General features: G+C 50.8%; 23 protein-coding genes. 8 read left to right on the top strand and 15 right to left on the bottom strand.

The window, feature by feature from the left end; all coding sequences use genetic code 11:
* Positions 1–254 precede the first annotated feature (254 nt).
* The 4 genes from lexA (at position 255) to NQD60_RS03030 (ending at position 3,498) form a co-directional block, all read left to right on the top strand.
* Positions 255–908 carry a transcriptional repressor LexA gene (gene lexA / locus NQD60_RS03045; protein WP_257101015.1) on the top strand — a complete coding sequence of 218 codons (654 nt, stop codon included), beginning with the start codon at positions 255–257 and terminating at the stop codon, positions 906–908.
* A 305-nt stretch (positions 909–1,213) separates the two neighbouring features.
* Complete coding sequence (gene dusA / locus NQD60_RS03040) at positions 1,214–2,158, top strand: tRNA dihydrouridine(20/20a) synthase DusA (RefSeq protein WP_257101245.1); 945 nt, start codon at positions 1,214–1,216, stop codon at positions 2,156–2,158.
* 6 nt (positions 2,159–2,164) lie between these two features.
* The gene (locus NQD60_RS03035) at positions 2,165–2,998 is read left to right on the top strand and encodes a thymidylate synthase (RefSeq protein WP_257101014.1); all 834 of its coding nucleotides are present in this window, start codon (positions 2,165–2,167) and stop codon (positions 2,996–2,998) included.
* Positions 2,999–3,003: 5 nt separating this feature from the next.
* Complete coding sequence (locus NQD60_RS03030) at positions 3,004–3,498, top strand: dihydrofolate reductase (RefSeq protein ID WP_257101013.1); 495 nt, start codon at positions 3,004–3,006, stop codon at positions 3,496–3,498.
* A 59-nt stretch (positions 3,499–3,557) separates the two neighbouring features.
* On the opposite strand, the gene pmbA is transcribed toward NQD60_RS03030, so the two are convergent.
* Together pmbA and orn are read right to left on the bottom strand one after the other, a co-directional pair.
* The gene (pmbA, locus tag NQD60_RS03025) at positions 3,558–4,916 is read right to left on the bottom strand and encodes a metalloprotease PmbA (RefSeq protein ID WP_257101012.1); all 1,359 of its coding nucleotides are present in this window, start codon (positions 4,914–4,916) and stop codon (positions 3,558–3,560) included.
* 64 nt (positions 4,917–4,980) lie between these two features.
* Complete coding sequence (orn, locus tag NQD60_RS03020; RefSeq protein ID WP_257101011.1) at positions 4,981–5,586, bottom strand: oligoribonuclease; 606 nt, start codon at positions 5,584–5,586, stop codon at positions 4,981–4,983.
* A gap of 102 nt (positions 5,587–5,688) precedes the next feature.
* On the opposite strand from orn, the gene NQD60_RS03015 reads away from it, so the two are divergent.
* The gene (locus NQD60_RS03015) at positions 5,689–6,939 is read left to right on the top strand and encodes a M48 family metallopeptidase (protein ID WP_257101010.1); all 1,251 of its coding nucleotides are present in this window, start codon (positions 5,689–5,691) and stop codon (positions 6,937–6,939) included.
* The gene (gene rsgA, locus NQD60_RS03010; RefSeq protein ID WP_257101009.1) at positions 6,936–7,829 is read left to right on the top strand and encodes a ribosome small subunit-dependent GTPase A; all 894 of its coding nucleotides are present in this window, start codon (positions 6,936–6,938) and stop codon (positions 7,827–7,829) included. Before NQD60_RS03015 ends, rsgA begins: the two co-directional genes overlap by 4 nt.
* A gap of 5 nt (positions 7,830–7,834) precedes the next feature.
* Here rsgA and NQD60_RS03005 read toward each other — a convergent pair whose 3' ends face one another.
* From NQD60_RS03005 to NQD60_RS02945, 13 genes are all read right to left on the bottom strand, one after another.
* Complete coding sequence (locus tag NQD60_RS03005; RefSeq protein ID WP_257101008.1) at positions 7,835–8,779, bottom strand: CobD/CbiB family protein; 945 nt, start codon at positions 8,777–8,779, stop codon at positions 7,835–7,837.
* 105 nt (positions 8,780–8,884) lie between these two features.
* Positions 8,885–9,274, bottom strand: a complete 390-nt coding sequence (rplS, locus tag NQD60_RS03000) for a 50S ribosomal protein L19 (RefSeq protein ID WP_257101007.1) — start codon at positions 9,272–9,274, stop codon at positions 8,885–8,887.
* A 156-nt stretch (positions 9,275–9,430) separates the two neighbouring features.
* Positions 9,431–10,207, bottom strand: coding sequence for a tRNA (guanosine(37)-N1)-methyltransferase TrmD (gene trmD, locus NQD60_RS02995; protein WP_257101006.1), 777 nt, complete (start codon positions 10,205–10,207; stop codon positions 9,431–9,433).
* A gap of 55 nt (positions 10,208–10,262) precedes the next feature.
* Positions 10,263–10,877 carry a ribosome maturation factor RimM gene (gene rimM / locus NQD60_RS02990; protein ID WP_257101005.1) on the bottom strand — a complete coding sequence of 205 codons (615 nt, stop codon included), beginning with the start codon at positions 10,875–10,877 and terminating at the stop codon, positions 10,263–10,265.
* Positions 10,878–10,927: 50 nt separating this feature from the next.
* Positions 10,928–11,179: a 30S ribosomal protein S16 gene (gene rpsP, locus NQD60_RS02985; RefSeq protein WP_223694062.1), complete on the bottom strand. Its 252-nt coding sequence runs from the start codon at positions 11,177–11,179 to the stop codon at positions 10,928–10,930.
* 136 nt (positions 11,180–11,315) lie between these two features.
* Positions 11,316–12,437 carry a PA0069 family radical SAM protein gene (locus NQD60_RS02980; protein ID WP_257101004.1) on the bottom strand — a complete coding sequence of 374 codons (1,122 nt, stop codon included), beginning with the start codon at positions 12,435–12,437 and terminating at the stop codon, positions 11,316–11,318.
* Between the two features lie 136 nt (positions 12,438–12,573).
* On the bottom strand, positions 12,574–13,878 hold the full coding sequence (locus NQD60_RS02975) for a type II toxin-antitoxin system HipA family toxin (RefSeq protein WP_257101003.1): 1,305 nt from the start codon (positions 13,876–13,878) through the stop codon (positions 12,574–12,576).
* The gene (locus NQD60_RS02970; protein WP_257101002.1) at positions 13,875–14,177 is read right to left on the bottom strand and encodes a helix-turn-helix domain-containing protein; all 303 of its coding nucleotides are present in this window, start codon (positions 14,175–14,177) and stop codon (positions 13,875–13,877) included. The genes NQD60_RS02975 and NQD60_RS02970 overlap by 4 nt, the downstream gene beginning before the upstream one ends.
* A gap of 135 nt (positions 14,178–14,312) precedes the next feature.
* Positions 14,313–15,260, bottom strand: a complete 948-nt coding sequence (locus NQD60_RS02965; RefSeq protein WP_257101001.1) for an electron transfer flavoprotein subunit alpha/FixB family protein — start codon at positions 15,258–15,260, stop codon at positions 14,313–14,315.
* Between the two features lie 45 nt (positions 15,261–15,305).
* Complete coding sequence (locus tag NQD60_RS02960) at positions 15,306–16,055, bottom strand: electron transfer flavoprotein subunit beta/FixA family protein (RefSeq protein ID WP_257101000.1); 750 nt, start codon at positions 16,053–16,055, stop codon at positions 15,306–15,308.
* Between the two features lie 62 nt (positions 16,056–16,117).
* Positions 16,118–16,918: a MetQ/NlpA family ABC transporter substrate-binding protein gene (locus NQD60_RS02955; protein ID WP_306438081.1), complete on the bottom strand. Its 801-nt coding sequence runs from the start codon at positions 16,916–16,918 to the stop codon at positions 16,118–16,120.
* Positions 16,919–16,931: 13 nt separating this feature from the next.
* A complete protein-coding gene (locus tag NQD60_RS02950; protein ID WP_257100999.1) occupies positions 16,932–17,573 on the bottom strand; it encodes a methionine ABC transporter permease in 642 nt (213 codons plus the stop codon).
* Between the two features lies 1 nt (position 17,574).
* Entirely contained in the window at positions 17,575–18,627 is a 1,053-nt protein-coding gene (locus NQD60_RS02945; RefSeq protein WP_257100998.1) for a methionine ABC transporter ATP-binding protein, read from the bottom strand.
* Between the two features lie 170 nt (positions 18,628–18,797).
* On the opposite strand from NQD60_RS02945, the gene NQD60_RS02940 reads away from it, so the two are divergent.
* Positions 18,798–19,361, top strand: a complete 564-nt coding sequence (locus NQD60_RS02940) for a TMEM165/GDT1 family protein (protein ID WP_257100997.1) — start codon at positions 18,798–18,800, stop codon at positions 19,359–19,361.
* 114 nt (positions 19,362–19,475) lie between these two features.
* The gene (locus tag NQD60_RS09155) at positions 19,476–19,745 is read left to right on the top strand and encodes a transposase (RefSeq protein WP_368736111.1); all 270 of its coding nucleotides are present in this window, start codon (positions 19,476–19,478) and stop codon (positions 19,743–19,745) included.
* Positions 19,746–20,093 lie beyond the last annotated feature (348 nt).

The following is a 20,093-nucleotide window of genomic DNA, read 5'->3' as shown; positions in this document are numbered from 1 at the left end:
AATAAGTATCGGAGATACTTTGTAGCCAGCTCACCGGCAACGCTGTCAGCAGGCTGGCACTATCTAATCTGCCCACTTGATATCAGCCAAGCAGGGCGCACTCTACGATTGGGCCAAACGCCAGGTCCTGCCAAATAAAAACAAAGCATGGCTGGCTTGCATTAGATGGCAGTAAATCCTGCTTTCATTCACTAGCAAAACACTTTATACTGTATAAAAAAACAGGGGTATTTGATCAAACACACAACGACACTATGCTCAAACTGACCACACGGCAACAGCAAGTTTTCAATTTGGTCCGCCACGCGATTGAACACAGCGGCTTTCCCCCAACTCGGGCAGAAATTGCCGCCCAGCTTGGTTTTAGCTCAGCGAATTCCGCTGAAGAACATTTACGGGCGCTAGCCCGCAAAGGCGCGATTGAACTCACGGCGGGGACCTCGCGTGGCATTAAACTTAAACTGGCCGCAACCCAGAGCAAGCCTCGCCAACTCACGCTGCCTGACGCTCGCCTCATGCAATTATCGCTGCCGCTGATTGGCCGCGTCGCAGCCGGCAGCCCAATCCTCGCGCAAGAACATATTGTTCAACATTATCATTGCGATCCATCCCTGTTTGCCAGCCGGCCTGACTATTTATTGCATGTGCGCGGCCTATCGATGCGCGATGCAGGGATCCTAGATGGCGATTTACTCGCTGTACGGCGTCAGGACCAAGCCCAAAACGGTCAGATTATCATCGCACGGCTCGATCATGAAGTAACCGTTAAACGCTTCAGACAGCGTGGCAAAAAAGTAGAATTAATTGCTGAAAACCCAGATTATCCTAATTTAACCATTGAGCCCGAGCAGGTGGATTTTGCCCTTGAAGGGATCGTCGTAGGTCTCATTCGACCCAGTGCATTTTAATTAAAAATGAGCCTCCATCATCCATTATCCTAATATCAGTCAAGTAAGACCTAACCTCTATCTCTAGATTAGACGCTTGGCGCTATAATAAGCGGCGCGGCGCTTTCGCCCACAACTCTAGTACAAAGTTGGCTTTAAGTGAGCGCTCTATTTACTGTGATTTCAGGATTTGAATAAAGATTGTGGTTGTGATGAAAAACCGTGGCATGTCCCAAAATACGATACCTCCAGACCATCCGGACGAAGTTTTAAGTGAACCCCACCCGCTTGCGGTAAAAGGTGGCCGGCGCGTTTGCGTGGCGCCTATGATGGATTGGACTGATCGTCACTGCCGTTATTTTCATCGGCTCTTGACGCGCCATACCTGGCTCTATACCGAAATGGTCACCACCGGCGCCCTGTTACATGGCAACGCCGCTCAGCACCTCGCATTTAATGAAGAGGAGCACCCGCTTGCGCTACAACTTGGCGGCAGTGACCCCGCTGAGCTTGCACGTTGCGCTAAGCTCGCTGCAGCAGCCAATTATGATGAGATCAATCTGAACTGCGGCTGTCCATCTGAGCGTGTGCAACGCGGTGCATTTGGTGCATGTTTAATGGCTGAGCCAGAATTGGTCGCCGATTGCGTGCGCGCGATGTGCGATGCCGTCTCGATCCCAGTCACGGTTAAACATCGCATTGGCATTAACGACCGGACTGACTATGCGTTTGTGCGCGATTTTATTGGCACCGTAGCCAACGCGGGCTGTCGCACTTTCATTGTACATGCGCGCAATGCCATCCTTGGCGGGCTCAGCCCAAAAGAAAACCGGACTATTCCACCCCTTCGATACGATTATGTTCATCGTTTAAAGTGCGATTTTCCTGAGCTTGAAATCATTCTGAACGGCGGGCTTCAAACCATTGAGCAAATGGCAGAGCAACTCGCTCATGTAGATGGCGTGATGCTAGGTCGCCAAGCCTATCATCAGCCTTGGCTGTTAGCCAGTGTTGATCAGCATTTTTACCAAGCTGCAACACCGATACTGCAGCGCGCGGAAATTGAAACGGCATTTATCGCCTATGCTGCGCAAGAACTTGAGCGCGGAACATATTTAGGCGCAATGACACGTCATATACTGGGTTTGTATCATGAGGTGCCTGGCGCCCGCAGCTGGCGACGCGTACTATCCGATCACCACAAACTTGCCACAGGTGATTTACGCATCTTCGATGAAGCGCGCAATCATGGACTTTCCCCAATCATTTGACACAGCATGCAACTCTATCACGAACTGCTACAAGATATTCTGAGCCACGGCACGCCAAAAGCAGACCGCACAGGCACAGGCACCATCAGCGTATTCGGCCGCCAACTGCGTTTTGATCTTGCCGCTGGCTTTCCGCTTCTCACCACCAAGAAAATTCATCTTAAAAGCGTGATTCACGAATTACTTTGGTTTTTGAACGGTGACACCAATATCAAATATTTAAACGATCATGGCGTAAGCATCTGGGATGAATGGGCGGATGAAAACGGCGACTTGGGTCCTGTCTACGGCCATCAATGGCGCTTCTGGCCTAAGCCGGATGGCAGCACAGTCGATCAGATTGCTCAGCTCGTCAAGCAACTCAAAGAACGGCCGCACTCACGTCGCTTATTGCTGACGGCATTAAATATCGCGGATTTTCCAGACGAATCGCAAACCCCCATCGAAAATGTTCAGGCGGGCCGCATGGCGCTCGCGCCATGCCACTGTTTAACTCAATTTTACGTCAACGATAACAAACTCAGCTGTTTACTTTACTGCCGCAGCCAAGACGTCTTTTTAGGAACGCCCTTTAACCTTGCTAGTTACGCGCTACTGACCCATATGCTTGCTCAGCAATGCGGGCTAACCGTGGGCGAGTTGATTTGGACCGGAGGCGATTGTCATCTTTATACCAATCATTTAGAGCAAGTTAAGCAACTCCTCGCTCGCACCCCCTATCCATTGCCACAATTAAATCTTGCCAGTAAGCCCAAGGATATATTCAGCTACCGCTTTGAAGATTTTATTCTGGCCGATTATCAATGCCACCCCGCCATCAAAGCGCCCATTGCTATCTAAAATATATGACCTCGCTTTCAATTATTGTCGCTCGCGCCCGCAATGGCGTCATTGGCCGTCATAATCAACTGCCCTGGCATCTACCCGAGGATCTGGCTTTTTTTAAGCGCACTACCTTGGGCGCGCCCGTCATTATGGGCCGCAAAACGCATGAATCAATCGGACGCCCCCTGCCTGGGCGGCGTAATCTTGTTGTCACACGTGATCCTAAGCGAGTCTTCGCTGGCTGCGAAACAGTCAGCAACTTAGCTCATGCCCTTGAGCTTTGTGCCAGCGCATCGGTGCCGCAAGCATTTTTAATTGGCGGAGCGCAGCTTTATGCGGAAGGACTAAACTATGCCGATCAGCTGATCATTACCGAAATCGACAAGGATTTTGACGGGGATGCCTTCTTTCCTAAACCCGACCCCCTGGTCTGGAAACAAATCACCCAGAGTCAGCATCACAGCTTACCGCCGAACGATTTTGCGTATGCGTTTGTGATTTATGAGCGCATATAGATGCAATAAAAGGCCAACTCAGAGTGCCGCAGCGCACCCTGTAAAACCTTTGCTACCCCTCAATGCCCAGCAACCGTCATCTGCTCAAGCAACACTGAGCCTGTCTCCTTAGCGCCATATATAAAGGTATCCGCACCAATCGCCACGATCTGCTGAAACATCTGTTGCAAGGTACTCGCCACGGTAATTTCCTCAACCGGATATTGAATCTCCCCACCTTCAACCCAAAATCCAGCCGCACCCCGCGAATAATCGCCCGTCACATAATTCACGCCCTGTCCCATCAATTCGGTGAGAAAAAGCCCTGTATCCAGTTTTTTTAACATCGCCGGCAAATTATCTGATGGCTGGGTCAGCGTACTTTGAAGCGCAAGATTATGCGAGCCGCCCGCATTGCCCGTAGTCTGCATCCCTAATTTACGCGCCGAATACGTCGATAAAAAATAGCCTTGCACAATACCGTTTTGCACTATTTCACGCCGGTGCGTACGCACTCCATCCGCATCAAATGGACTGCTCCCGATTGCCCGCGGCAGATGGGGGTCTTCCAGCAAGCGAATATGCGGCGCAAAAACCTGACGGCCGAGACTATCGACTAGAAATGTCATCTTACGATACAGTGCACCACCACTCACCGCCTGCACAAAGGCGCCGATCAGGCCTGCTGCCAGCGGCGCATCAAACAATACCGGGCATTGACGCGTGCTGAGGGAGCGCGCTCTAAGCCTTGCCAGCGCACGCTGAGCCGCATATTGGCCCACCTCTTCAGGAGCCGCCAGATCGCTCGCGCTACGCTTTGAGGTATACCAACTATCCCGCTGCATATGCTGAGCGCGGCCGGCAATCGGCGCACATGAAATAAAATGGCGGGAAGTCGGATAGCCCGCTAAAAAACCCTGGCTGGTCGCCAACACAGAATGCTCGTGTTGCGCAGATACGCTGGCCCCTTCCGAGTTGCTAATCCGAGCATCCGTAGCAAAGGCTGCTTGCTCGGCCCGCCGCGCGATTGCCGCCGCTTCATCTGCGCCGAGTTGCCATGGGTGATATAGATCAAGCGCCAGCGGTGAATGCTCAAGTAGCTCCTGCTCTGCCAGCCCAGCGCATTCATCCTCAGCCGTAAAGCGCGCAATGTTATAGGCTGCAGCTACGGTGTCACGCAGCGCCTGCGGCATAAAATCCGAGGTACTCGCCTGGCCAGATTTTTTACCGATGAACACAGAAACAGCCACGCCTTTGTCACGGTTATGCTCAATTGTTTCGACCTCGCCACAGCGTACCGTCACGGATAAACCGTCGCCTTCGGAAACGCTTGCAACCGCATCGGACGCCCCCAGCTGTTTAGCGTAGTGCAAAATATCCGAGGCGATTTCTTTTAATTGTTCTTGCGTACGCGGGAAAAAATGTGTTTTGGCGACCATATTGAATACAACTCAGCTCGGGGTGAAGAATGAAATAGAATACTATTCTGTGATTTTACATTTTTTAATTTGCGGCTGACAACCGGATAAAATGCTCCCGATAATATTTCAGTTCATCAATTGATTCATGAATATCAGCCAGTGCCGTATGCAGCCCACGTTTATGAAAGCCCTTATAAATTGCCGGCTGCCAGCGGCGGCAGAGTTCCTTCACGGTGCTCACATCAAGATTACGGTAATGAAAAAGCGCCTCAAGCTCAGGCATCCATTGCGCCATAAAGCGGCGATCTTGGCAGATCGAATTACCACACATCGGCGATTTGCCTGGCGGCACATAGTCATTTATAAACTCACTGATCTGTCTAGCCGCCTCAGACTCGCCGATGGTGGAAGCACGCACACGCTCGATTAGACCTGAACCGCCATGAGTCTTTTGATTCCATTGATTCATCGCGCTTAAGATCAGATCCGTCTGATGAATCGCAAGCACCGGTCCATCTATCGCCGTCGTTAGATTTGAATCGGTAACCACCACCGCAATCTCAAGAATATGATCGGTTGAAGGTTGCAAACCCGTCATTTCCATATCAAGCCAGATAAGGTTAAACTCACTACGCGCAAGGCCTGTCGTATCAGCCTGAGGATTCTTAGAGACATTGGGGTTAAGCATGATCGGTATCGTTCTCTTAAAGTTTTTAGGCAGAGCAGCGCCAAATCGGCGAAAATCTCAACTTACCATTTTCGCACACTCAATCTAACGGATAGCCCCTATATGCTGACTATATTTTTTATGCTAGCGTTAATTGCGATGGTCAGTACGAAATTATGGCTTGCTGCGCGCCAAATTCGTTATGTCGCATTCCATCGCAGCGCAGTTCCTAGGCAGTTCGAGCCGACTATTTCACTGACTGCCCATCAGCGCGCGGCTGACTATACCGTGGCACGCACCCATCTTGCCAGCGCTGAAGCCGTGACCGGTGCAATCGTTCTCATTGCGCTCACCCTACTCGGCGGGCTGCAAGCATTAAGCACAACTCTTGCCGGCTGGCTCGGCCATGGTTACGCCGGACAAATTGCCCTGGTAGCTAGCGTGATCGTACTCCTTAGCTTAATTGACTTGCCTTTTGACTATATTCGTCATTTTTCGATTGAGCAACGCTTTGGTTTTAATCGGATGACAAAAACGCTGTTTGTTGTCGATTCGCTCAAAGGCTGCGTACTGAGCGCTGTTTTTGGCTTGCCGCTGCTTTTTATTGTGCTGTGGCTGATGGAGCAAGCAGGTCGTTTTTGGTGGCTGTGGGCCTGGGGAGTTTGGGCTACATTTAGCCTGCTAGCGCTGATTATTTACCCGACGCTGATCGCGCCCCTGTTTAATAAATTCGAGCCCTTGCGCGACGAAGCCATGCGCCGCCGGATTGAGGCGCTGCTCAAACGCTGTGGCTTTGCCGCACGAGGCTTATTTGTGATGGATGGCAGCCGCCGTTCAGCTCACGGCAATGCGTATTTCACCGGGTTTGGTAGAGCTAAACGGATTGTTTTTTTCGATACTCTGCTGGCCCGCTTATCGGGCAATGAAGTGGAGGCAGTGCTAGCGCATGAATTAGGGCATTTTAAACGGCGCCATGTGACGCAACGACTTGTCATCACCTTTGCCATCAGCTTTGGATTACTGGCATTATTTGGCTGGCTGGTGCAGCACAGCTGGTTTTATAGCAGCCTGGGCGTGACGCCCGTGCTCACTACTGGCAACAATCATGGCGCAGCGCTTATTTTGTTCTTTTTGATGATGCCAGTTTTTCTTTTTTTCTTAGGTCCACTGAACAGCCTGCTTTCTCGCCGGCATGAATTTGAGGCAGATGCGTTTGCGGCCCAACAAACCAATCCTCATGAACTGGTGAGCGCACTGGTTAAGCTCTATGAGGATAATGCATCGACGTTAACTCCAGACCCGATCTATAGCACTTTCTATTACTCACACCCGCCAGCAGCACAGCGTATCGAACGGCTCTTGGCAACGACATGAGCGCTCCTCTCGAAAGCGGTGTGATTACTGCGGCCTATGGCCGCCATTATTTAATTGAGTTAGAAAATAATGGTGGCCTACTACAAGGGTTTCCGCGCGGCAAAAAAAATGACGCGGCAGTCGGCGATAAGGTCATCTGCGAACGCCGCTCAAATAATCAAGGCGTGATTCTTGAAATCCTGCCGCGTCGTAATTTACTGTATCGCTCGGATGCATTTAAATCAAAATATTTAGCGGCTAATCTTGATCAGTTGCTGATTGTGCTAGCCACCGAGCCGTACTTTAGTGAAGAAATGCTCGGTCGCGCATTGCTGGCCGCACAAGCGCACGAACTGACTACGCTTATTGTATTAAATAAAACCGACTTAACCACTATGCTAGCCAGCGCACGCGCGCGACTACACTTGTATCAAAAGTTGGGGTTCGAGGTGCTTGAAGTTTCCGTTCATGCGCAACCACAAGCCACCCATGAACACCTTGCGAGCCGGCTTGCAGGCCGAGCAACACTCTTGTTAGGCCAATCTGGCATGGGTAAATCATCATTGGTGAATTTATTGGTGCCTGAAGCCCAAGCCGCGACGCGTGAGATTTCGACTGCGCTAAAGACTGGCAAGCACACGACAACGCTTACCCGGCTCTATCGATTGCCTGACGGCGGTGCTTTGATTGATTCGCCAGGTTTTCAAGAATTTGGCTTGCATCATTTATCCGAAGGGATGCTTGAGCGCGCATTTGGAGAGTTCCAACCGTTTCTTGCGGGCTGCCGTTTTTATAACTGCCGCCACTTGCATGAACCGGGTTGTGCAGTGTTGGCTGCGCTAAAAAGAGGAGAAATTGCGCCTGCACGGCATTCGCTTTATATGCAATTGCTCGCTGAAAAAGAGCAGTGAGGAAATCACCCCAACCAAACCGCAATCGTGAGCATCAGCAACAGTAACATCCACAGTATCATTGCCCGCCAGCCAAGCCCAATCGCCGATTGCAACATCGCCGGCGTACACTCCTCACCCACGGAGATTGGCGGCTCATCGGTAGAGAGTACATCTATGCTCGACGGTTCAGCACTGGGTCCTCTTAGGCGAGCGCCTAGTGCACCACTACCGGCCGCTAACAAAACAGCATCGTTGCTCTCAGCAGGCTGCCGCACCTCGTTGCGCCAGGCATAAAGCGCATCCTCAAAATTACCGACAATCGCAAAACCAAGTGCAGTCAGCCTAGCTGGAATCCAATCAATAATAAAGAAGGCTTGCTGCGCAAAGCGGGCAAGTGGCGCATGGTGCTGATCTACCGTAGAGGATTCGGCCCATAGCCGTGCTAGGTATTCACTCACTCGATATAAAACGGCGCCGGCAGGTCCAAACGGGACCAAAAACCAAAAGAAAACGCCAAATACATGTCGATGAGACGCAATCACTGCATGACTCAACGTATGGCGAGCAATTTCACTCGCCGGCATAGCGGTCGTGTCAATACCTGTCCATTGATTGAGAATCTCACGGGCCCGCACGATGTCATGGTTATTTAAGGCCAGCTGGATGTCTGTAAAGTAATGGCTAAATTGCCTAAAGCCGAGGGTGAAATAGACAACCGCGATATTCCAAGCAAAGGCAAACACAAAGTGGATGTTATACAACACGTAATACACCAAGCCAACAGCGAGCGCCCACGGTAACACAACCGCGAGCCAGGCGAGCGCACTCCGCTTAGTTGCACCTTCTGCATCAAAGCTGTGTTTAATGGTAGTTGCATGGTAACGCAGCAACCTAGAAACAGGGTTTCGCAGCGACAATGCGCGTGCCTGTTCAAGCATAAGAGCGAGCAATATGGAGAAAAAAGTCATGCCAAAAACCACGCCTCGAGTTAAATTCTACAAATGCCATGAAATAGAAAAAGCACCCAGAGTGTTGAGCTATGGGTGCTTTTTCCGATAAGCCGAAACTTCGCTCTAGGCGGCAGGTGCCGCAGAACGATTTCTGAAGGTGAGCTTTTCTTTAATCCGAGCAGATTTGCCAGAACGCTCGCGCAGATAGTATAGCTTCGCGCGACGCACCGCACCACGGCGCTTAACAACGATGCTTGCCAACAAAGGCGAGTAAGTCTGAAAAGTCCGCTCAACGCCTTCGCCCGATGAAACTTTGCGGACAATAAACGATGAATTCAAGCCACGATTACGCTTGGCAATCACCACGCCCTCGTAAGCTTGGACACGCTTGCGGCTACCTTCAACCACATTGACATTGACAATAATAGTGTCACCCGGGGCAAAATCCGGGATCGTCTTACCCGCCATCACACGCTCGATTTCTTCTTTCTCGAGCTGTTCAATTAAATGCATTACTCACTCCAAAATCATCGTACCAACGTTGTATGCACACCTTAAAATTAAGTATGGCCTTGGCAGAGGATGACGCTAAAAAATGGCGCCACATCAAATGTGACACCGCCTATCGCTTCTCTAATGCTGAATCAAGCGTTAGAGATACGTTATTTGTTACCCTAAAGACTCAGGCACACGCAGATGAAAATGCGCATCTGCCAGCCAGGTTTGATCCGTTTCAGTGAGCGTTTGTTGCAAACGCGCAGCCTCAATTAAATCCGGCCGTTTTGTGAGCGTGCTCGCTAAGGCTTGCTTATGCCGCCACTTTTCAATGGCCGCATGATCGCCCCCTAATAATACCTCAGGTACACGCATGCCATTATATTCTTCTGGACGCGTGTAATGCGGACAATCGAGCAAACCATCCACAAAACTATCTTGGATCGCAGACTGCGCATCGCTCAAAACACCGGGCAACTGACGGATCACAGCATCCATCAGCGCCATCGCAGGCAATTCGCCACCAGACAGTACAAAATCACCAACGCTAATTTCTTCATCGACTTCAGTGTCGATTAATCTTTGGTCAATGCCTTCGTAGCGCCCGCATAAAAACACCAAACCCGCTTCAGCCGCCAGCCGCATTACGCCGACATGCGTTAACGGCGTTCCTTGCGGCGACAGCAGGATCACGCGAGGGGTCACACCTATTTTAGCCTGCTGCGCTTTTGCCGCGGCAATCGCCGCCGACAGTGGCCGCGCCAACATCACCATGCCAGGGCCGCCACCGTATGGACGATCATCAACGGTCCGATGACGATCGGTGGTGAAATCACGCGGATTCCAGGTACGCAACACATAACGCTGTTGCTTTGCCGCCCGCCCTGTAACGCCCCAGTCAGTGAGGGCGCGAAACATCTCAGGAAAAAGCGTAATTGCATCAAATTGCATTGCACCCTCTAATCCACACAGGCTTTGTGCCACCAGCTACTGCAACCTAGAATTTCTAGTTTAAGTAATCCAAGTCCCAATTGACAAAAATCTTGCCACCAGCCAGATCGACCTGATGAATATAGGCTCCAACGAACGGGATAAGTAGTTCATGGTTAACCAGCTCACCCGCTTGGTCCGAAGTTAAGTCAGCGATACGCAGGATCGCATGAGCACTGTTATCGATCAGATCGCTAACCGTACCCAGCATCACCCCCGCCTGATTAACAACCTCAAGCCCAATTAAATCTACCCAATAATATTCATCGTTAGTCAGCGCTGGAAAATCGGCGCGACTGATCCGTACCCGCAGCCCTTTTAGGGCTTGCGCCGCCTCACGCTCATTGCAGCCGGCAAGCTGTGCAACGACTGCGCCGCTGTGCACCTTGGCCGCCAGCACCGTGACACCCTGCTGGCGATCTACTTGACGATTGGGTTTGCTACCATTGACACCGGCGGGAGGCTCAGCCAACCACCAGCGCTGTGCACTGCAAAGTGCTTCGCCGCCTTGATTACGCTGTGCATGCGGATAAATTTTGATCCAGCCGCCCACGCCATAAGCCCCTCCGACTATGCCTACTTCAACACAGTCATCAGGTATAGCGCTTACCGGTACAGGTGCATCCGCCATTATGAAACTTTACGGCGAGCGTATAAGCCGCAGTTCAAGCTAAACAATTTTTAAGCAACAACTTGCTTAGCGGCCTGCACTGCAAGGCGTGCCACGGCTGCCGACAACTGGGCGCCAGTCCCTTGCCAGTACGCCAGACGCTCTTGCGACAAGCGCAGGCTTTCGCCTTTAGTTTGGAGCGGATTGTAGAAACCAATACGCTCAATGAAACGGCCATCGCGGCGGTTACGCGAATCAGTAACAACGATGTTATAAAATGGGCGCTTCTTTGCGCCACCGCGTGCCAAGCGAATAATAACCATATTAAAATCCTTAAAAACCAGATGTGCGCGAATGGCAAAGGGCGTAATTATAGCCGAAGTTTCAAAAAGATTGGTTATTTGCACCCAGCTTTATATGAGCTAGGTCCATGCGGACCCCATAATCGCCAATCATCTGCTATTCATGATCGAATAAAGATAGCTGCGAACTATCACCGTGCGCGATAGGTTTGATGACCGGCCGGATGAAACGCGAACTGTCTAACTGTTCATATTGGCGGCCATTCAGTCCAAGCCGGCGGGCTGCTTTTGCAAAACGCTGCCTCAGCAGATTTGCCCACAGCCCCTGACCTTTCATGCGCTGCCCAAACTCCGCGTTATATTCTTTACCCCCATGCATCTCTTGCACCCGGTTCATGACGCGCTGGCTACGGTCTGGAAAATGAGCTTCAAGCCACTGCCGAAACAACGGCGCAACCTCCCATGGCAAACGCAGCGCAATATAGTGTGCACTTGTAGCACCTGCGCTTGCACACGCTTCTAAGACACGCTCAAGCTCCGGCTCGGTCACAAATGGAATCACTGGCGCAATCGATACCGCAACCGGGATGCCGGCTGCTGCCAGCGTACGCACTGTGCGCAGCCGCCGTTCTGGCGCCGCGGCACGCGGCTCTAAGATGCGCGCCAGCGCAGCATCAAGTGTGGTAATGGTGATCGCCACCATGGCTTGCTGGCGTTCCGCCATAGGCGCAAGCAAGTCAATATCGCGCTCGATTAATGATGATTTAGTAATCAGCCCAACTGGGTGGGCGCAAGCGTGCAGCACTTCAAGTATACGGCGCGTAATGCGTAGCTCACGCTCAATAGGTTGGTAGGCATCCGTATTGACCCCAAGGGCAATCGGTTGCGGTAGATACGCTGGCCGGGCAAGCTCGCGCTCAAGCAATTGCGGTGCATTCATTTTTGCGTATAGGCGGCTCTCGAAGTCAAGCCCAGGCGATAATCCTAGATAACTATGCGTAGGCCGAGCAAAACAATAAATACAACCGTGCTCACAGCCGCGATAGGGATTGAGCGAGACATTGAATGGGAGATCGGGCGAAGTATTATGCGTTAAGATACTTTTTGCTTGCTCGCTGAACACTTCAGTATGTAAGAGCGGGGCTGGCCCATCATTAGATGGCCAGCCATCGTCAAATGGTTCGCGCTGATCTACTTCAAAGCGCCCGGGCAGATGTGTGATTGCGCCACGCCCCTTATACCAAGCAAGCGGCGAGATAAGCGGTTTAACAGAATTCATGGCAGGTCTGTTCCTAGTCATTATATACTGTATAAATATACAGTATATTTTTCTAGCAGGCTATCTATGCACATTGCCATTCTGGGAGGCGGCAGGATGGGTGCCACATTTGGGCAGAATATCTTTCAATTCTGCGTTATTTAAATGAGCGACGCCTGAGAATCTCTAGCACTAACGGCAAATGGTTTATCCGATGTTCAATTTTATGGCGCTGCGTAACGGTCAGCGGCAAATGGCGCATTGCCTCTGGCCATAATGCTAGGCACCGCTCAACCGTATCTTTGACAATCTGCGCAGCTAAAGCCGGACTTAAACCCAGCTGCTTGAAGAGTTCACGGTAAGTCTTCAGAGTCTGTGCGGTGAGTATTGCATCGATTTTTTTGTTGATGGCGAGAGTTGGAGTCTCATCAAAATACAGAAACACAGGAACTTGATCATAGGCTGGCGCCAATTCCGGACTGCAGCCATTACGGTAGATGAGTGAAAAATTTTTTAAATGTGCATCCGTATTGCCTAGCAGTGTATTGACGACCTGCCGACGGATATAAGCTGCAACTTGTTGCTCTCCATCTGCGGCGGCACGTAGCAGTATAGCGGCCAGTGTTTCATAATCAGCCGGTTTACCGTATTTACGTTCAGGCGCCATACTCAACACTTGACAGAAATCTTCGATATGGACACGGCCCCCGCCCGCTTTTCGGTCAAAGCGCCTGACAGCCAAAAACTCTTTTCCTAGTGATGACTGTGTTTTAACTTGCGACCTTTTATCTAGCGCGGTGATCGGAGCTAGCCAGCAATCCGCCGTTTCGATCCCAGCCACACGAGTCAGCTCCATTCCAGAAAACTCGGTATAGACCATATCGCTATGTTGTACCGCAGGAAATTTACCGATAATCGGCTCACCGTCAATCCCCTCTTCGAAATGCATCGTATAACGCTGATTCCCGTCAAGCGCGGATAAGGCGAGCTTGAATTGCACGCCAGCGAGCGAAAAAGCATCTACAAGCGGCGCTTCGACGCCCTGAGATTGCAAGGCATTTTTTTTATTTGTATAGTGTTTTAGTTTGACACTTTCCGCTGGCAATTCAGGACGTACAATGACCGCGCCAGGTAAATTATTGCCAGCTGCAGCCAATAATTCTAGACCGTCATTGAGGGCGATATGACGCTCGGCGGCCAGCCACTCTCGCAATGCCCCTTCCGGCAATAAATTATCAAAAAAAGGGGGCAAACGGCCAAAACCGCGGGTTAAAATCGTTGCAGGTTCGGTGAGTAATTGACGCGTAAGTTGATCGTTGCCAAGAACCGTGTAAGCCAGCGATAAAGTAGGCCGATTCGGTTCCGCTAAATAGCTATCGTCTGCCAAAAATTGATAAATATCCCCAAATTGCGACAAAAAGCCAACTCGAGTTTCGTTAAGGTAGACGGCCAGGAATTTCATGAGCGAGGTTTCTCAAGCAAGAACTCGATGCCCGTTTTGGTTGTACGCGGTGATAGCGCTCCCTCGCTAGCGATGAACTCCCGAGTCAACGGCGCCAAAGCTTTAGGTACCAGCATCACTTCTGCCCCTACTGCATTAGCCAACGCAATCAAGGTGGACAATTGCGCGTCCACTTCACCGCGCTCAAGCTGTGACAAGCGCTGGCGAGACCATCCTGTGTTAGCGATGATCTGCGCTGTCTTGATGCCCGCTTGCTTACGCATGGCTCGAAGATGCTGAAAAAGCTCTTTATAAGACATATAATATTGTGTCATTTAATAATTTGACACTTAATTATAAGTACATTTAATGATCTATATCAACAAATCTTTATGGTGTACCCAGGGCTACCTCATTAAAAAGTAGCGCTTAACACTTGAGAGGCATTCCGCACATTAGGGTAATTCAGCCACTAACTCCGGCACAAGCTCAAAAAGATCGCCCACTAGACCATAATCTGCGACACCAAAGATTGGCGCGTCAGGGTCTTTATTAATCGCAACAATTACCTTAGCGTCTTTCATTCCAGCCAAATGCTGGATCGCCCCCGAAATGCCTACCGCCAAATACAGTTGCGGAGCAACGATTTTACCGGTCTGCCCGACTTGATAGTCATTAGGAACAAAGCCCGCATCAACGGCTGCACGCGAGGCGCCCAAGGCAGCGCCCAATTTATTGGCCAGCGGCTCTAGCAGTTTGGTGTAATTTTCTGCAGAACCCAACCCACGCCCGCCCGCTACCACGATTTTCGCAGCCGTCAGTTCCGGGCGATCAAGCTCAGTGAGTTCGCGGCCAATAAACTGAGAGAGGCCTTGCTCAGGGGCCGCCTCGAGCGTTTCAATCGGGGCGTTTTGGCTCTGCACTGCCGCGGCGTCAAAGGCTGTGCCGCGCACAGTGAGAACCTTTATCGAGTCATTAGAGTGCACCGTGGCAATGGCATTGCCGGCATAAATAGGCCGCTCGAAAGTATCTGCGTCCAGTACGGCAATCACATCAGAAATCTGGGCAACATCCAGCTTGGCGGCGATACGCGGCGCAATATTTTTACCATACGCGCTCGCTAATAGCACAATGTGCGAATAAGACGCGGCGATCTTAAGTGCCGTCGTGCTTACATTTTCGGCTAAGCCATCAGCAAGTTGCACAGCATCCGCTAGCAGCACTTTTGCAACGCCAGCAATCTGCGCCGCCTCGTTCGCTACACTTTGCGCCTGGTGGCCAGCGACCAACAGGTAGAGTTCTTGCCCTGTGAGGTTGGCTAGCTTGGAGGCCACACTCACTGCATTGAGCATGCCTGCCTTCAATTTATGATTATCGTGTTCTGCAATGAATAGAATTGTCATGTCACCTCTTTTTCGCGATCTAAAAAACTGCCTGGCTCTAAACCGCTACAGAACCTTTGCTTCGTTTTTTAGTTTGTCGACTAAAGTTTTTACATCCGGCACTTTAATGCCGGCCGAGCGCGGCACTGGTTCAGCCACTTTGAGTGTTGTTAGCCGTGGCGTTACATCCACGCCAAGCGCATCTGGAGAAATAATCTCAAGCGGCTTTTTCTTCGCCTTCATGATGCTTGGCAGCGTCACATAACGCGGCTCGTTTAAACGCAAGTCAGTTGTAATCACTGCTGGCAGCGTTAAGGAAAGCATTTCTATGCCACCGTCGATTTCACGCGTAATCTGCGCGCGGCCATCGACAATATTCACTTTTGAAACAAAGGTGGCTTGTGGTAAATCGGCTAAGGCAGCCAGCATCTGACCCGTTTGATTCGCGTCATCGTCAATCGCTTGCTTACCCAGGATAATTAATTGCGGCGCTTCTTTAGTGACCAGCGCTTGTAAGATTTTAGCGACTGCTAACGGTTGCAACTCTGCATTCGTTTCAACCAAAATTGCACGGTCCGCGCCGATTGCTAACGCGCTGCGCAACGTTTCCTGACACAGCGCCACACCGCATGAGACGGCAATAATTTCCGTCACTAGCCCCGCTTCTTTCAACCGCACGGCTTCCTCAACGGCGATTTCATCGAACGGGTTCATCGACATTTTCACGTGCGCAATATCAACACCTGTATGATCAGGCTTGATACGCACTTTCACGTTATAGTCAACCACCCGCTTGACTGCTACCAGGACCTTCATCCACCTACTCCCTTCTAAATATTAATTGAGCGATATTATAGCGAGCGTCACGAGCCTACCTGTCACCAGGCAACCAGCGCTTCCCCTTTAAAGTGGCTTTCAATATACTGCTTCACTTCGGGCGAGTGATACGCACTTATCAGCTTGGCGACCCAAGGCTTGTTTTGGTCGCTCGCACGCACGGCAATGATGTTTGCATACGGTCCTTTCGGGTCTTCAGTGGCGATTGCATCACGGGTCGGGGTCAACTTCGCTTGCATTGCAAAATCTGTATTGATCGCCGCTGCCTCCACATCTTTTAATACCCGTGGAATCTGCGCTGCATCCAATTCAATGAATTTCAGTTTTTTAGGATTATCCGTGATATCAAGCGGTGTAACTAACTCTACGTCAGCACGCAGTTTAATCAACCCCTGTTTTTGCAAAAGCAATAACGCGCGACTGCCATTGCTCGGATCGTTCGGTAACGCAATTTTGGCGCCAGGCTTAAGTTCAGATAAGGATTTAAGCCGCGCCGAGTAAACCCCCAGCGGGAACGTTACGGTATTTGCCACACTGACCAACGAGTAGTTGCGATCTTTGTTCTGCGCAGTCAGATAAGGCAGATGCTGAAAACTATTTGCATCCAGGTCACCCGCAGCAAGTGCGGCATTAGGCTGCACAAAATCAGAGAATTCGATGATCTGGATGACCAGTCCATTAGGTTCTTTGGCCGCAACTTGTTGTACCACCGCCAGCATTTGCGCATGTGGGCCGGTCGTTACGCCTACTTTAATTTTGTCTGCAGCACACGCCAACAGCGGCGAAAGAAACAGGCCCCCCAGGACCACGGAAAACCGGAATAAAGCACGAAATTTTATCATTAATTGCTCCCTTTTATTTGTGACTCAGCCTGCGCACAAGCCAATCTCCAAACGACTGTACCAACTGCACAAAAACCACCAATATCAATACGACAGCCAACATGACTTCGGGTAGAAAACGCTGATAACCGTAGCGAATACCAACGTCACCCAGCCCGCCGCCGCCTACTGCGCCGGCCATCGCTGAATAGCCAACCAGACTCACAAAGGTTACCGTCAAACCCGCCACAATCCCAGGCAATGCTTCGGGTAGGAGTACTTTGCAGATAATCTGCCAGGTACTGGCGCCCATTGCCTGCGCAGCTTCAATCAAACCGGCATCCACTTCACGTAACGCCACTTCGACCAAGCGCGCCACAAATGGCGCGGCCGCAATCGTTAATGGCACGATGGCCGCCATGGTGCCAATCGAAGAACCGACCAGCAAGCGGGTGACAGGGATGACCGCCACCAGCAAAATAATAAACGGCGTTGAGCGCACGGCATTCACCGTCAGCCCAAGCATACGATTTAACAGAACGTTTGGCAGCACACCACCCTGCGCGCTCAGGTAAAGGAGAACCCCTAGCGGGACCCCCAACAGCGCGCCCAGCACACCCGATACACCGACCATCAGTAGCGTTTCTTCAAATGATAAAACCAATAAGCTGAACATTTTATTCTAGATCCAATAGTTCCTCGACAAGCACCCCGCGCTGCCGTAAAAATGCAACGGCCTCAGCGACTTTGACTGGAGCGCCACTCGCGAGCACAGCTAGAGACCCAAATGGCTGCCCCTGGACTTCGTCAATCCGGCCATGCAAAATATTAAAATCGATCATCGCATAATGACGCATCGTTTCTGAGAGCACGGGTTGATCGACACCGCTGCTCGCAAAGGCCAGTCTAAATAGATGATGGCGCTGCTCGCCCTGGTTGCGCTCATTCATTTGCGCGCGCAAACGCGCTTTCAGTGCCGGCGGCAATTCATGCCCGATCGTTTCACCCAATAATAAGCGAGTGATTTCGTGTTGTGGTTGCAAAAACACCTCTCGCACCGGCCCTACCTCAAGGATGCGGCCAGCATCCAACACCGCTACGCGGTCACAGACTGCCTTGATGACATCCATCTGATGTGTAATTAATACAATCGTCAGCTTTAGTTCGTGGTTAATCTGCTTAAGTAAATCTAAAATTGAACGCGTTGTTTCAGGGTCAAGGGCGGAAGTCGCTTCATCGCATAAAAGCACGCGCGGCCGGTTTGCCAGTGCGCGTGCAATCCCCACTCTTTGCTTTTGTCCACCGCTAATCTGCGTTGGATAGCGGTCTTTTTGCGCACTCAAGCCAACTAATTCGAGCAAGGGCAGTACCGTTGCCTCGATTGCGGCACGACGCATACCCGCAAGCTCAAGCGGCAGCGCAACATTGTCAAACACGGTGCGCGAGGATAATAAATTGAAATGCTGAAAGATCATCCCAATATCGCGACGAGCCGTGCGCAATGCATCTGGCGTAAGCACCGTTAAATCACGCCCGGCAACGACAACGCGCCCTTCTGCGGGGCGGCTAAGTAGATTAAGAATCCGGATCAGTGTGCTCTTACCCGCGCCGCTACGCCCGATAATGCCGAATATCTCACCAGCAGCAATCGTTAGGTTGACGTCATGTAAGGCCTCAATTGGACCCTTGGGACCCGCGAAGCGCTGTGTAATGTGGTGAAGCTCAATCATAAGCAAAACAGCGAAAGTGTTAACATATTTGATCTACACGATGATGGCAGCCTGCTTAAGCTTAAGCAAGCTAAAGATGAAAAAGCTTACTAGTTTAAGTTTTGTAGCTAGCTACTGACAAGCTACACATTATTCTTGAAACCGACGCAAGGCTTAGGAGCCGATTAACCGTGATAACTGCTTTTTTAATTTCGACTGGCACCGTGGCGCTAGCCGAAATAGGCGATAAGACGCAATTACTCTCCCTGGTTCTTGCTGCCCGCTACCGTAAACCGTGGCCAATTATTCTCGGCGTACTGGCTGCGACCCTGGTCAATCATACCCTAGCCGGCGCGCTCGGCGCTTGGCTAGGCGCTCAGCTTACGCCTGAATTAATGCGCTGGGCGCTGGCCATCTCGTTTATTGGCATGAGCGTATGGATGCTTGTGCCTGATAAACTCGGCCCGCAAAAAGAATATAAGGCAGGCAAGCTCGGCATCTTTGGCATTACGTTAATCGCTTTTTTCATTGCTGAGATAGGGGATAAGACACAACTGGCGACGATCGCTCTGGCCGCCCGCTTCCATGATTTTTGGGGCGTCGTGCTAGGCACAACGCTTGGCATGATGCTGGCGAACGTACCGGCTATTTTACTAGGTGACCGCTTTGCACACCGGCTGCCACAGCGTTGGGTACATGCTATTGCTGCAGGCATATTTGGTGTGCTTGGTGTAATGGCAATGCTTAAAATTTGATGAGGTAATATCGATTTGATAGACGCCATGACTGAAGAAGAAATGCGTCGAAGGAACTCAAATGGAAAAATTACCAAAACAGTACTTTACACAAGAATTTAGACTGCAAGAGCAGTGAGGCCGATCTTAGAAGGCAAAGAAAGGGCGATAGATGTGGCAAGGCGGTTATCGTTACCGGCCAAGACAATCGGAAATTGGCTATCAAAGGCCCGGGAGGGCAAGCTCAACCATGTTGGAGCTACTCGTCGAGAGATAAGCGAGCAAGAAGCGGAATTATCGAGGTTACGCCGCGAAAACGCTGAGTTGCGTATGAAGCGTGCCCGATTAAACTCCCGAAGGGCGCGCCCTATCCGAATCATAGAAACTCAGGAAGGGCTACACTGAAAATGTCGATCAGAGCGGCCGTCAGCTTTTTGGTGGTTTACCCCGCTAAAACCAGAAAATCTTAGGCAACTTGGCTCGCCGGACCAAATCGCTTAGCTGTACACTGCAGCAGATAAATCAGACATTTCATGTGCTACAAAACCGGACATTTTATTTGCTCCTGACAAAATTTAAATAATGCCCTTGCACAATGCGTGGGCCGTTTGCTATATTCCTACCAGGAGACAAAGCATCAAAGCTCAAAAAAATCCTGTTGTTTTACCTTGTATAACCAAAAAAGACACTCAGTTTTGGGTGTTTACCTAGTGTTAGAGAATAAGGAGGAGGTAGGATGAACAAAAAAGCACG

The sequence above is a fragment of the Mycoavidus sp. SF9855 genome (assembly GCF_024582735.1).
Classification (GTDB): domain Bacteria; phylum Pseudomonadota; class Gammaproteobacteria; order Burkholderiales; family Burkholderiaceae; genus Mycoavidus.
Note: the sequence above shows the minus strand (reverse complement) of the source record. Positions and strands in the feature narration are given on the sequence as shown.